General features: G+C 43.3%; 14 protein-coding genes. 5 read left to right on the top strand and 9 right to left on the bottom strand.

From position 1 onward, the window contains the following. Position 1 precedes the first annotated feature (1 nt). The gene (locus tag DK428_RS06860; protein WP_239496838.1) at positions 2-1,786 is read right to left on the bottom strand and encodes a bifunctional alpha/beta hydrolase/class I SAM-dependent methyltransferase; all 1,785 of its coding nucleotides are present in this window, start codon (positions 1,784-1,786) and stop codon (positions 2-4) included. Between the two features lie 198 nt (positions 1,787-1,984). Here DK428_RS06860 and asd point away from each other — a divergent pair, with 198 nt between their 5' ends. Beyond that, positions 1,985-2,854: an archaetidylserine decarboxylase gene (gene asd / locus DK428_RS06855; RefSeq protein ID WP_083014651.1), complete on the top strand. Its 870-nt coding sequence runs from the start codon at positions 1,985-1,987 to the stop codon at positions 2,852-2,854. Positions 2,855-2,879: 25 nt separating this feature from the next. Next, on the top strand, positions 2,880-3,512 hold the full coding sequence (gene bamJ / locus DK428_RS06850) for a BamJ family beta-barrel-assembly machinery protein (RefSeq protein ID WP_109059894.1): 633 nt from the start codon (positions 2,880-2,882) through the stop codon (positions 3,510-3,512). A 64-nt stretch (positions 3,513-3,576) separates the two neighbouring features. Here the strand turns inward: bamJ and proB are convergent, their stop codons facing one another. Beyond that, the gene (gene proB, locus DK428_RS06845) at positions 3,577-4,683 is read right to left on the bottom strand and encodes a glutamate 5-kinase (protein WP_065295901.1); all 1,107 of its coding nucleotides are present in this window, start codon (positions 4,681-4,683) and stop codon (positions 3,577-3,579) included. A 164-nt stretch (positions 4,684-4,847) separates the two neighbouring features. Between proB and DK428_RS06840 the strand changes: the two genes are divergently transcribed. The 3 genes from DK428_RS06840 to folA are packed head-to-tail and all read left to right on the top strand — an operon-like array spanning position 4,848 to position 6,624. Further along, entirely contained in the window at positions 4,848-5,633 is a 786-nt protein-coding gene (locus DK428_RS06840) for a threonine/serine exporter family protein (protein ID WP_109065028.1), read from the top strand. Position 5,634: 1 nt separating this feature from the next. Further along, positions 5,635-6,099 carry a threonine/serine exporter family protein gene (locus DK428_RS06835; RefSeq protein ID WP_109065029.1) on the top strand — a complete coding sequence of 155 codons (465 nt, stop codon included), beginning with the start codon at positions 5,635-5,637 and terminating at the stop codon, positions 6,097-6,099. Positions 6,100-6,138: 39 nt separating this feature from the next. Continuing rightward, on the top strand, positions 6,139-6,624 hold the full coding sequence (folA, locus tag DK428_RS06830; protein WP_109065030.1) for a type 3 dihydrofolate reductase: 486 nt from the start codon (positions 6,139-6,141) through the stop codon (positions 6,622-6,624). Positions 6,625-6,781: 157 nt separating this feature from the next. On the opposite strand, the gene DK428_RS06825 is transcribed toward folA, so the two are convergent. The 7 genes from DK428_RS06825 to tmk form a co-directional block, all read right to left on the bottom strand. After that, positions 6,782-7,627 (bottom strand): hypothetical protein, encoded by an 846-nt coding sequence (locus DK428_RS06825; protein ID WP_109065031.1) that lies wholly within the window; start codon positions 7,625-7,627, stop codon positions 6,782-6,784. Positions 7,628-7,932: 305 nt separating this feature from the next. Then, positions 7,933-9,240: a polyamine export protein PaeA gene (gene paeA, locus DK428_RS06820; RefSeq protein ID WP_109065032.1), complete on the bottom strand. Its 1,308-nt coding sequence runs from the start codon at positions 9,238-9,240 to the stop codon at positions 7,933-7,935. A gap of 91 nt (positions 9,241-9,331) precedes the next feature. After that, positions 9,332-9,856, bottom strand: coding sequence for a DUF1523 family protein (locus DK428_RS06815; RefSeq protein ID WP_050692480.1), 525 nt, complete (start codon positions 9,854-9,856; stop codon positions 9,332-9,334). 31 nt (positions 9,857-9,887) lie between these two features. Continuing rightward, positions 9,888-10,670 (bottom strand): TatD family hydrolase, encoded by a 783-nt coding sequence (locus DK428_RS06810; RefSeq protein WP_109065033.1) that lies wholly within the window; start codon positions 10,668-10,670, stop codon positions 9,888-9,890. 3 nt (positions 10,671-10,673) lie between these two features. Further along, the gene (locus DK428_RS06805; protein ID WP_109065034.1) at positions 10,674-11,663 is read right to left on the bottom strand and encodes a DNA polymerase III subunit delta'; all 990 of its coding nucleotides are present in this window, start codon (positions 11,661-11,663) and stop codon (positions 10,674-10,676) included. A gap of 2 nt (positions 11,664-11,665) precedes the next feature. Then, the gene (locus DK428_RS06800) at positions 11,666-12,163 is read right to left on the bottom strand and encodes a hypothetical protein (RefSeq protein ID WP_109065035.1); all 498 of its coding nucleotides are present in this window, start codon (positions 12,161-12,163) and stop codon (positions 11,666-11,668) included. Next, positions 12,148-12,789 carry a dTMP kinase gene (tmk, locus tag DK428_RS06795; RefSeq protein ID WP_162616570.1) on the bottom strand — a complete coding sequence of 214 codons (642 nt, stop codon included), beginning with the start codon at positions 12,787-12,789 and terminating at the stop codon, positions 12,148-12,150. Before tmk ends, DK428_RS06800 begins: the two co-directional genes overlap by 16 nt.

The following is a 12,789-nucleotide window of genomic DNA, read 5'->3' as shown; positions in this document are numbered from 1 at the left end:
ACTATTTTTTTAATGCCAAACTCACGGTAAAAATGCCGTCTTCATCAATCCATTGATGGATTTTCTCAAAACCCGCTTTTTCCACTAACTGATCCATTTCCTGCTGACTGCGACGACGCATTACCCACTCCGGATTACCCTCTTTATGACTGGTTAAACAACGGGCAATGAGCTCCAGCTGCGGATGCCACGGTTGTCCGGTATAAATTAGATAACCGCCCTCTTCAATAGCATCGCCAAAGCCATATAAGGAATTCATAATCAAATCGTTGTCGGCAAATAGTTCATGTAAACCGGATACAATCCCCAGTGTCGGGCGGGGATCAAGGTTTTGGTAATTATTGCGATCATAGGCGTTGACTTGTTCAAAGGTCACCACATCCTGCAACTGACGCTCTTCAATTAGCTTACGCCCTGCTTCCACGTTAATCGGGCTGTAATCCCGTAACCGCACGGAATCAGGCAGCCTGTCGGTTGTTAACGCATCGAGCACATAGCGCCCATGGCCAGAGGCAATATCCAGCACATGTACGGGTTTGTCTGCTGTGCGTAATTTTTCCATCGCCAGTTGAATCGCCTTGCCAATGTTCACCTTACGCTGACGAATACCGCGCCAACCAATAGCATTCAAATAATTTTTATCCACTAACACACCAAATTTATTGGTTCCTTGTGGTTGGTTACGATATACATAATCCAGCGTGCTGCCGGAATCGTAACCGGTTTCTTTGCCGATTTTCAGGCCTTCGCTCCAGTTTGCACCAAGTTTCATCAATCGACGATAAGCGGCCCAAAATGCACCGCGAGGGCTAAAAGGAGAAAGCGGCGTTGCCAGCTCATCGGCCTCAATACGGCTGGCACTATGAATATGCGCCTGGGTAATATCTACCCGTTGTAACGGTTCGGCAAAACGCTGACGAATAAAACGGCGCATTTCTTTAAACGCCACTTCTCGATTTTCCTCGCCTAATGTATCGTGATAAAAACCGTTAAAAATATGACGTTCTTTAATATGACTGCCTAGATGATTATAAAAATCATGCTGTGGCTTATGATGTACGACCCAGTCACTGCCCGAAATGAACAGCTGAATTGGTACTGTAATCGCCTGAGCGTCCGCCACCACACGATCCGCTGCCTCATATAAACCAAGCAAAATACGCACAGAAATAGCACGAGCAATGAGTTTATCGTTATTGTAACTTTCTTGACGGGCTTTATTGTGGGTAAGGTAATGGGCTTTCACATAGCTGTTCACAAAGAAATTGCCACGCAGACGATACATCAGCTTTAACCCTGCGCGGGCAAAAGGGACATAAAGTTTCACTTTAAAAGCAGGTGACGCTAATACCGCGCAACGGATTTTGGGCGCATAATCATGTAGCCAAGCAGAAACCAACACTGCACCGACACTTTGCGCGATCACGCAGATATTTTCCGCCTTGATGCCATACTCCCGTTCAATATGCTGCATAAATGCCTGAATATCGGCAACGGAGGTGCCCAAACTCGGGCTATCACCGCGTTCGCCCGGGCTTAAACCATGCCCGCGTGCATCCCAAGCAAAATAAGCAAAATCGTCAAAACCCAGTTCCTCAGCTACAAACATCATGCGTCCTGAATGTTCATGCCCGCGATGAAACAACACAATCGCCTTATTACAACTAGCATCTTTTGCCGGGCGATAACGATAAAAAAGTTCGGTGTCATCGGCACTACGAAAATATTTTTCTTGTTCCATATTGGCTTCCTTCTTTAGGTTAAAAGTGCGGTAGAAATTTGGCATATTTTTTCCCTCGATTATACTCAACATCACCATGATCAAACATTGCAAATGCAATTCATTTCTGTCGGATGTGTCACAAAATCGGAAAATTTTCTCTCCAGCGACACCAAATACACAAAAGTGCTCGTCATTGCACAAGCTAAATAAGTTGTTATAATCACCCCTCATTCATTTAATCTTGTAGAAAAAATAACCATTATGAATAAATTCACCTATTGGCAACGTCTAAAAGTTGCTTTTCAATATGTTATGCCGCAACTATATTTAACCCAACTGGCGGGCTGGTTTGCTAAGCAAGAATGGGGCTCGATAACACATTTTGCGATCCAACTTTTTGCGAAGAAATACAACGTGGACATGAGCGAAGCCCAAAAAGAACACTTCAGCGACTACAAAAGTTTCAATCAATTTTTTATTCGAGAGCTAAAAGAAGACGCGCGAAAAATAAATGAAAATCCGACCGCACTTTGCTTACCGGCCGATGGTCGTGTGAGCCAAATCGGCCATATTGACGACGATCTATTATTACAAGCCAAAGGGCATTTTTTCAGCCTATCCGATTTATTGGCGGGTGATGAAGAATTAGTCAATACCTTTAGAAACGGGGAATTCGCCACGATTTATTTATCCCCGCGCGATTATCACCGTGTCCACATGCCGTGCGATGCCACCCTGCGTAAAATGCTTTATGTGCCGGGGGATTTATTCTCGGTCAATCCGTTTTTAGCAGAACATGTGCCGAATTTATTTGCCCGTAATGAACGGGTGATTTGTGTATTTGATACGGACTTCGGCCCGATGGTGCAAATTTTAGTCGGTGCCACCATTACAGCCAGCATGAGCACTGTCTGGGCGGGTATCATTAATCCGCCGCGCTCTAGAGAAGTCAAAGTGTGGACATATCAAGGCGACAGCGCAATCGAATTACGCAAAGGTCAAGAAATGGGCGCCTTTCAACTAGGTTCAACGGTTATTAATCTATTTCCTGCCGATAGTGTGAAATTAGCGGAACATTTGCAGGTAGAAGTACCGGTAAGAATGGGTGAAATCCTCGCCACCATTAAATAGTTTTATCAACAAAAAGGAAAACAACATGACAGCAGAATTCTTCAGTCAAGTGAAATTAGACGATACCGAAGCCAAAGGCAGTTACGGTATCGGTTTGCAAATCGGCCAACAATTATTGGACAGCCACTTGGCAGTGAAAGCAGAAGCCGTAGCAAAAGGCATTTATGATGTCTTAAACCAACAAGCGCCAGCCTTAGATTTCAATGAAATCAGCCATGCGTTACAACAGTTACAACAACAAGCGGATGAAGCGCAAAAAGCACAATTTAAAGAAATCGACGCCGCCGGCAAAGCCTTCTTAGAGGCGAACAAACAAAAAGACGGCGTGAAAGTGACGGATTCCGGCTTGCAATATGAAGTGTTGGTTGAAGGCAACGGCAACGTACCATCCGCTACCGACACCGTACGCGTTCATTACACCGGCACATTACCTGACGGCACCGTATTTGATAGTTCTGTCGCTCGTGGTCAACCGGCTGAATTTCCGGTTAACGGCGTGATCAAAGGTTGGATTGAAGCCCTTTCCATGATGCCTGTCGGTTCCAAATGGCGCTTGGCTATTCCACATGAATTGGCCTATGGCGAACGTGGCGCCGGTGCAGCAATTCCGCCATTCAGCCCATTAGTATTCGAAGTGGAATTATTGGATATTCTTTAATTGACATTTACCCATAAAAAAAAACGGCGTCATCAAACGCCGTTTTTTGTTTCTTTTGAGGTTATTACAACACAATCATATCATCACGATGCACCGCCACCGCACCATACTCATAGCCTAAAATGTGTTCGATATCTTGCGAATGTTTACCTTTGATAAGCTCTAACGCATCGCTATTATAACGTGGCATACCCAGCGCAATATCCTTGCCTGATCGCGTGCGAATACGCACCACTTCACCACGGGAGAAACGTCCGCTGACTTCGACGATACCTGCCGGCAATAAGGATTTATGCTGAATTAACACCGCACTTTCGGCGCCGTCATCCACCACCAACACCCCGGCCGATGGTGCCGCAAATAACCACTGTTTACGACTTTCCAGACGATCCGCCTGCACGGTGAATTTCGTACCAATCGCCTGCTCATACGCTAAATCCACAATCACATTGGCTTGGTTGCCCGGTGCAATAATGGTTTCAATACCGGAGCGGGTCGCGACATCCGCAGCCGTAATTTTGGTGGACATTCCGCCTGTGCCTAAATTCGTCCCGCTACCACCGGCAATAGAACGAATATGATCGGTGATTTTATCCACCACGGGAATTAATTTCGCTTGCGGGTTTTTACGCGGGTCGCTGTCAAATAACCCTTGTTGATCCGTGAGCAAATAAAGCTGTTCTGCTTGCACTAAAATCGCCACCAACGCCGATAAATTATCGTTATCCCCGACTTTAATTTCCGCCGTTGCCACCGCGTCATTTTCATTGATGACCGGAATAATCTGATTGTCTAACAGCGCCTGTAATGTATCGCGGGCATTCAAAAAACGTTCGCGATCTTCAATATCGGCGCGGGTTAGCAACATCTGTCCGATGTGAATGTCATAAATCGCAAATAATTTTTCCCAGGTTTGGATTAGCTGGCTCTGCCCTACTGCCGCCAATAATTGCTTAGAGGCCACTGTTGGTGGCAATTGCGGATGATTCAAATAATGACGCCCTGCCGCAATAGCGCCCGAGGTGACGATCACCAAGCGAAAACCGGCTTGATGTAATTGCGCAAGTTGACGCACAATTTCCATCATATAAGCCAAATTCAATTTTGGGGAACCTTGGGTTAATGTGCTGGTGCCAAATTTCACTACAATAGTTTTATTATGATGTTGCATACTGACTCCTCATCGAAAAATGCGTTTAAATTAGCATAAATCCCAAAATTTATCCAAAAATCAGACCGCACTTTTAAGCCTATTTCGGAGGTATTTGATTAAGCGTTTTTTTGTTCCATGAGAAAGGTCTATAATGACACTAATTAATTTTAGGTAGATTCATTATGAAAAAGGAAAACATCACGCCCGAAGATCAACGGGAAGTCACGCGGTTATGCGTGCAAACGGCACTGTTATTACTGCAACATGGCGCGGAAAGCACTATCGTGGCGCAAATGACACAACGACTAGGCTTGGCATTAGGTGTAGAAAGCGTAGAATGCGCCCTCACTGCCAACGCCGTCATTATTACCACATTGGCAAACGATCATTGTATTACCACCGCCCGCAAAAACACCGACAAAGGCATTAATATGCAAATGGTGACGGACGTTCAACGCATCGTGATTTCTGCTGAACATAAAATATACAACCTGCACATGGTCAGAAAGAAACTTGCACAACTCAAACCATTAAAATATAACCGTTATTTTGTGCTCTTGATGATTGGCTTATCCTGCGCCTCTTTTGCCCATTTATCGGGCGGCGATGCACTGATTTCGCTCATCACCTTCATAGCAGCATCCATTGCCATGTTCGTGCGTCAGGAATTGTCTAAACGGCACTATAATCCGGTCATCGTCTTTGCCGTGACCTCTTTCGTTGCCTCCCTTCTTGCCGGTGTCAGCTTGAAATATCAGCTCGGTAATGATCCGCAAATTGCCTTAGCTTCCAGCGTGTTATTGCTGGTGCCCGGCTTTCCGTTAATCAATTCTCTGGCGGATATTTTAAAAGGTTATGTGAACATGGGAATCGGTCGTTGGGCAATCGCCACCATTCTCACTTTCGGCGCTTGCCTCGGCATTGTCTTCGCCTTAAGCGTACTCAACATCACCACTTGGGGGAACTAAGATGAATTGGTTACTTCTATTATTGGACGATATGTTTTTTGCCGCGATTCCGGCAGTGGGTTTCGCCTTGGTGTTTAATGTGCCGCCGAAAGCGTTAAAATATTGCGCCCTACTCGGCGCCCTAGGACACGTTACCCGCACCATTCTCATTCATTGCGATATTCCTATTGTCTTCGCCACCTTGGTGGGTGCCGCATTAATCGGTTTTATCGGCGTGCATTTATCTCATCGTTATCTGGCACACCCAAAAGTGTTTACTGTTGCCGCCATTATCCCTATGATTCCGGGCGTACAGGCATACAAAGCGATGATCGCCATCGTACAAATTCACCATTACGGCTTCTCCGATGCTTTATTTGAACAAATGATCGCCTCCTTTATCAACACCACCTTTATTCTCGGCGCGTTAGTTTTCGGCTTGGCATTACCCGGCTTACTGTTCTATCGGGAAAAACCTGTGGTATAGTAACCGAACTTTAACTTGTTAAATAAATTAGGAAAATAAATGAGCTTAAGCCTGATTGTCGCCATGACCCAAAACCGCGTTATCGGTAAAGATAACCAAATGCCATGGCACTTGCCTGCGGATCTTGCTTGGTTTCGCCAAAACACCACCGGTAAACCCGTCATCATGGGGCGCAAAACCTTTGAAAGCATCGGTCGCCCTCTCCCGAAACGCACCAACATCGTTCTGTCCCGCCAACCTTTTGAGTATGACGGCGTGATTTGGAAAGACAGCCTGGAAAGTGCGGTGGATTTTGTCCGTGATTCTGAAGAGATCATGCTTATCGGTGGCGGTCAATTATTCAACGAATATTTATCACAAGCCGATCGCCTCTACCTCACGGAAATCCAAACGGAGCTGGATGGCGACACTTTCTTCCCATCAATTAATTGGGACGAATGGCACATTGAATTTGAACAATATCGCCCTGCAGACGAGCAAAATCCTTATGATTGTCGATTTTTGATTTTGCTGAAAAAGAAATAATCTGTGTATAAAAGTGCGGTAGATTTGGAGATTGTTTTCATATTCTTCCCCTCGCCCGTTTACGGAGAGGGAAAGAAAATTCAACATTTTTTGAAAAGCAAGAAAAAATGCTTGGAAAAACGACCGCACTTTTTCAATTCTTCTACCTCATCACGATTTACTCATAGTATTTATATTGATGGGTGATTTTCGTTTTCCACACACCATTTTTGTTATAAACCACTTCTTCAATCACATTACCGTGCGGGTCAAATTTATATTCCATCGTTACCCACTCAATAAGTTTATTCCCATTAAATATTTCGCCTTTTAATAGACGATGATTTTTGTCAAACGTATTTTTTACCAGATAACCCCCAAAACCTGAAGAAGATGCGATAAAACTATCGTCATCGGCATAATGATAGGTTTCGCATTCGTTTTCTGAACCGCTTTCTTTAACATCGCAAACTTTACTTAGCTTTCCATCTTTATACTCATATTTTTTAATACGAGATGCCGTTTTACTTTGCGGATCATATTCTTGACTGAGTAAAAGACGTCTTTCTTTATCGTAAATTTTTTCTTGATATGGTTTTGTAAAATCAGGTTTATCCACATATTCAACAAATTGCATCACGCCATTTCCCTCTTTCGTTTCTAAATAACGATAGAATGCGCTAAAGAATTTCATTTCGGGGTTGGATGCCGTGACATTTTCATTTTGAATTTCAAATAAACGATTTTGTGAATCATATTTATAGTGTCGAATGACTATATTTTCTTTATCAAAGAATTCTCCTTGTTCCTTTTCCTGAGTTAAGAAACCTTGTTCATTATAAAAAGTGTCTAAATAACTCACACTATCATTGTCCGGCAATGCCGGGTTGCCTTCGCTTTTGGTCTTTACCGATTTCACTTTGCCCTGCAAATGATTTTTTGCCCAATCGTTTTCCATTGGGAATAAGGCAAGGGCAGAAGTTGAGAACATAAAAAATAAAATATAGAGAAAAAGTTTACGCATAAATTTCCGTAATATTGAGTGATAAGTAATTCAATACTAGCATAACAATATCTATATAAATAGTCGAAAAAGCATCACTCTATTTTAGAATTGTTGAAGTGCCAATCCTTCAAGCCCAAACGGCAATAGAACAAGAGGCTGAACAAAACGCAGAAAAAACAAAAACACTTTTTGTGCAAAGCTATACCGACTTGGAAAAAGATGATGAAAAAGCCCTCTATTGGCTTAAAAAGTCGGTTTTCAAGGTAAAAATGTATTGGACGATGTTAAGAAGAGATATAGGGCGGATTAAACGCCCTACCACCTTAATCCTTATTACTCTCCGCAACATCCTTCCGAAAAGACACCATCAGTTGGTCAATTTTAAAATTCTCAGTGTCGATGATTTCAAATTTATAGCGGTCAAACAACACGAAATCCGTTTTTTTTGGGATTTTGCGTAGCATATACATCATAAAACCGGCGATAGTTTCGTAGTTTTCGTCATGCGGAAAGGCTTCAATATCCAAGGCACGTTTCACGTCGTTTAACGGAGTGGCGCCATCAATCAGCCAAGAGTCTTCATCACGGCGGATAATTTGCTCTTCTTCATTAGAAACCAATTCTCCCATCACAATGCTCATCACATCATTTAACGTCACAATGCCGACAACCAGGGCATATTCATTCACAATAATGGCAAAATCTTCGCCGGTAGATTTGAACAATTCCAACACTTCATATAAAGATAGTGTGTCAGGCACAAACAGCGGTTTGCGCAATAAGCGATGATCAGTTACCTGCACTTGTTCTTCTTTCAAGAACAACGTGAGCAAGCTGTGTGACTCCACATAGCCTAGAATATGATCTAAACCTTGATCGCAAATAATTAATTTAGAGTGAGAATTTTTCGTCAAGGTATCCAGTACCTGTTGACGATTAAAAGTGCGGTCTAAAAAGACAATGTTTTCGCGAGTGGTCATCGTAGATGTCACCGTGCGCTGTTGCATATCGAAAATATTTTCAATTAAATAATGCTCTTGCGCTTTCAGCACACCGGCTTCGGCACCGGCATCCACCACAGCCACAATATCTTCCGGCGTCATGCTTTCTACCCGCACAGTAGAGATCTTGAACATACGGAAAATCACGTTCGCCAAAGAGTCGAAAATCCACACTATCGGTTTTAACAGAATAATGCACAGTTGCATAATGCGCACAGTACGCAAAGCCACCACTTCGGGATTTATTAGCGCCAAGCGTTTTGGCATTAAATCCGCCAATAAAATAAAAGAGGCCGTTACGATCGCAAACGCCAACCAAGAAGAGGCACTTTCCACCCAAGCGGCATCTGTGTATTGATTAATGAAAGCTTGCACATGCACGCGAATCGTCGCTTCTCCAATGACCCCACCGAGCACGGCGACCATGTTCAAACCGATTTGCACCACGGTGATGAAACGCCCCGGTTGTTCTTGTAATTTTAATACCAACGCAGCCTTGGCATTACCTTCGTTCACCATGTTTTGCAATTTAATGCGACGCGCACCCGCCAAAGCAATTTCGGCGGAGGACACAATAGCACTGATAATAATCAGTAGGATCAAAAGTAAAGTAGCTGATAATAAACTCATAATGTTCTCGATTTCTTGGCTTAAACGGGGGAAAAGTGCGGTCGATTTTTAACGTGTTTTTTGACCGCACGAAAGGAAAGAAAAAGAAAGGCTAATTTTCGCTATCAAACCAACCGCGAATAAATTGGACGGAGAAAAAGAGCGTAAAGAATAAAACAAGATAGAGAATATAAGAGAAAATCGGATGGCTTGGCGAATCCGCTTCGGTAATTTCTTTTACCGATAAAGCATTACGGAATTCATCAAACATCGTAATGCGCCAACCGTAATATTTAATCTGGACGGTTTTATCTTCATTACCAAAGGCTTGCGCTTGCGCCTGTAAATTGGCAGAGCCGAATTTGAAATAGAACGGGAAACCCCAACGGGTATCTTCGTTACGATAGACCATGACTTTGCCGTCCGGATGCTGAGTGTTGATAAAATACACGTCACGGGTCGGGCCGTCTGCCGGATTGGATTTGGTTATCGGGCCGTCTTTATCCACCCGTTTAACTTCCACGCCGGTAACTTTCGTAACGTCATAGCTTGGCATAGAATAATTCACTACGGCTGCCAAAAAAAGGTGAAAAACAAAAAGCACACTTATAAAAAAATACTTTAGAAATTTTCTCATCATGTTGTCCTATTGAAATGAGATTGTTTAATCATTGTACATGAATTTTGAACAAACGCTCGAAATTTTCTGTGGTGATTCGCGCCATTTCTTCTATCGTAAGGCCTTTCAAAGCAGCCACATACTCGCACACTTCGCGGGTGTAAGCCGGTTGATTTTGTTTGCCACGATAAGGCACAGGCGCCAAATACGGCGAGTCGGTTTCCACCAATAAACGATCTAACGGTAACTTACGCACTACATTGCGAATTTCTTCGGCATTTTTAAAAGTGACAATACCAGAAATAGAAATATAAAAACCAAGATCCAAGGCTTTTTTTGCCATATCTTCATTTTCGGTAAAACAATGGAAAACGCCACCGCACTTTTCTGCATGGTTATCGCGCAATAAACGAATGGTATCTTCTCGCGCTTCACGGGTGTGAATAATCACAGGTTTATTTAGTTGATTCGCCACTTGAATTTGTCTCGCAAACACCGCTTGCTGCGCGACCTTATTCTCTGAGCTGTAATAATAATCCAGCCCGATTTCACCAATGGCAACCACTTTTTTGTCTTGCGCCAATCGTAGCAGGCGTTCTTCATCGAAAGGCTCTTCCTCAAAATCCAACGGGTGTACGCCACAGGCCAAAGAAATGTTATCAAATTTGCTTAACTCGTCATAAGCCTTTTCAAAGCGGCTGAGTGTTACGCCGATAGCCAGTAAATGTTTCACTTCACGGGCATGGGCTTTTGCCACGACATCGGTAATATTTTCATGTAATTTTTCATAATCCAATGCATCTAAATGGCAATGGGAATCCACAATAAACATTTGTTATCCTTCAAATACGTCGGTAATGAGACGGGTCAAACCGTCCAATAAAATTAATTCCTGATTCACCGCATTAATCGTCTGCAAATCCGACCGCACTTTTTGCACGATATTGCCGGCCTGCAATAATGCGGGGGCAGAAAGCCCTTGCGCAAATTGAATCACGCCGCGTTCAATATCCTGACAAATCCAACCTCTTTTCACCTGCAATTTTGCTTTTAGTGCATCGCTTAAAAAAGCCAACAACCAATCCAGTTGCTGCAATGCTATGTCTTTTTCTTTGGCAAAAAAGGGGAATAATTCGAGCGGTGAACGGCGACGATAAAATACCCAAAATTGACGCAAAAATTCGCGTCGCTGTTCTAATTGGTTTTGTTGCAACATCGCAAGCGCCAACAGCGGGCGCCCATAGTTCACGCGAAGTGCAGTTAACATTTCAAGTGTTTCTGCAGAAACCTGCGATTGCAACCACTGCAACGCAACTTCCGTCTCCGGCGGCAACAGATTCCACACTTGGCAACGGCTATAAATGGTTGGTAACAAAGCGGTTTGTATGTCGCAATGTAAAATGAAATAGGTGTTTGGGCGAGGCTCTTCCAGTGTTTTTAAAATAGCATTGGCAGCCGCTTCTGTCAGGCGATGAGCCTGCTCAATATAAATCACCTTATTACCATTTTGTTGTGCATGCTGAGTGGCCTGTTCATTCATGGCACGAATTTGATCGATGCCAATATCTTTATTCTCTATGGGCGCAATATGTTGGAAATCCGGATGGCTATTGGCCTGCATTAAATGACAAGAATGGCATTGACCACAAGCCTCGTCACCGTTTGGCGTAAGACACATTAAACGCTGCGCTAAGGACTCACATAATTGCTCCACGCCAAGGCCAACATCAGCACGGAGCAACAACGCATGATGCCCCAAGGCTTCATCAAAAGCCCCTGTGATTTTATGATAGGTAGGCGCAAGCCAAGGGTATAAGGAAATCATTTCTAGTTCATAAATAATCTTAAAATTTTAGAAAGAATAACAGCTAACAACATATTGGCCCCCAACAATACCATAAGCGGTAATGTCTTTTTGATAATAAAATTTCCTTGATCTACGACTTGTTGATCCAATACCGACTTATCTTGATTGGCCATCACAAGTTTATATTGACCTTGTTTAAGGTAGTAAGACTTTTCAAGAACTGTGCTTTCAGTAAAAGAATTTTTACGTGCATAGCCAAGGATATGTAAATTTATTGGGCTTTTACCTTGTTCATCTATAAGTTTTATACTATATCCACGCAACGGGTTAGCTTTAAATAACTTTCCTTTAATCCAAATACCATAAAAGCCATTTTGGGGAATGGTTAGTGTAACTTGTTGCGACTGTATAGGAAGTTGTAAGAGGATTTCACCTTTAAAAATGTGTAGTCCACTCCAAATCAATGAAACAAATACAGTAAGAGACGCTATGATGAAAAAAACTAAGATTGCATCCATGATTCATTTTCAACAAACCGACGCAATGCTTGCCTAATATCCTGTTGAACCTGTTCAACAGATTGTTCTGCATTGATAATCACTGCCTTGGGGTTGTCTTTCACTAACGCCAAATAACGTGCTCGAGTGCGGTGGAAAAAATCTAAGTTTTGCTGTTCGATACGATCCAATTCACCACGACCACGGGCGCGAGCCAACCCCACAGCCGGATCAATATCCAAATACAGCGTTAAATCCGGTTCAAAACCGCCCAAAATGGTTTCCTTAAGGCTTTGAAGCAAACGTTGTTCGAGTTGGCGACCACCACCTTGATAGGCTTGGGAAGACATATCATGACGATCACCTACCACCCATTTGCCTTGAGCCAAGGCGGGTTTAATGACATTTTCGACTAACTGAATACGGGCGGCATATAACATTAATAATTCGGCTTTGTCCGTTACCGGCTCTTCCATTTCATGTTTAATGAGGTGGCGCAATTTTTCTGCTAAAGGCGTACCGCCGGGCTCGCGGGTAAGCACCACATCATCAATGCCCAATTCTTTCAAAACATCCACTACACATTGATGGGCAGTGGATTTGCCCGCGCCTTCCAAGCCTTCGATAACAATAAATTTGCCGACCAT

Source organism: Aggregatibacter kilianii (assembly GCF_003130255.1).
GTDB lineage: Bacteria > Pseudomonadota > Gammaproteobacteria > Enterobacterales > Pasteurellaceae > Aggregatibacter > Aggregatibacter kilianii.
This window is presented reverse-complemented; position numbering and strand designations above follow the sequence as displayed.

Coding starts and splice junctions, on each gene's coding strand:
- folA (WP_109065030.1), top strand. CDS start 6,139: ATGAGCTTAAGCCTGATTGTCGCCATGACCCAAAACCGCGTTATCGGT.
- tmk (WP_162616570.1), bottom strand. CDS start 12,789: ATGGTCGGCAAATTTATTGTTATCGAAGGCTTGGAAGGCGCGGGCAAA.
- asd (WP_083014651.1), top strand. CDS start 1,985: ATGAATAAATTCACCTATTGGCAACGTCTAAAAGTTGCTTTTCAATAT.
- DK428_RS06815 (WP_050692480.1), bottom strand. CDS start 9,856: ATGAGAAAATTTCTAAAGTATTTTTTTATAAGTGTGCTTTTTGTTTTT.
- DK428_RS06835 (WP_109065029.1), top strand. CDS start 5,635: ATGAATTGGTTACTTCTATTATTGGACGATATGTTTTTTGCCGCGATT.
- bamJ (WP_109059894.1), top strand. CDS start 2,880: ATGACAGCAGAATTCTTCAGTCAAGTGAAATTAGACGATACCGAAGCC.
- DK428_RS06840 (WP_109065028.1), top strand. CDS start 4,848: ATGAAAAAGGAAAACATCACGCCCGAAGATCAACGGGAAGTCACGCGG.
- proB (WP_065295901.1), bottom strand. CDS start 4,683: ATGCAACATCATAATAAAACTATTGTAGTGAAATTTGGCACCAGCACA.
- DK428_RS06800 (WP_109065035.1), bottom strand. CDS start 12,163: ATGGATGCAATCTTAGTTTTTTTCATCATAGCGTCTCTTACTGTATTT.
- DK428_RS06805 (WP_109065034.1), bottom strand. CDS start 11,663: ATGATTTCCTTATACCCTTGGCTTGCGCCTACCTATCATAAAATCACA.
- DK428_RS06860 (WP_239496838.1), bottom strand. CDS start 1,786: ATGCCAAATTTCTACCGCACTTTTAACCTAAAGAAGGAAGCCAATATG.
- DK428_RS06825 (WP_109065031.1), bottom strand. CDS start 7,627: ATGCGTAAACTTTTTCTCTATATTTTATTTTTTATGTTCTCAACTTCT.
- DK428_RS06810 (WP_109065033.1), bottom strand. CDS start 10,670: ATGTTTATTGTGGATTCCCATTGCCATTTAGATGCATTGGATTATGAA.
- paeA (WP_109065032.1), bottom strand. CDS start 9,240: ATGAGTTTATTATCAGCTACTTTACTTTTGATCCTACTGATTATTATC.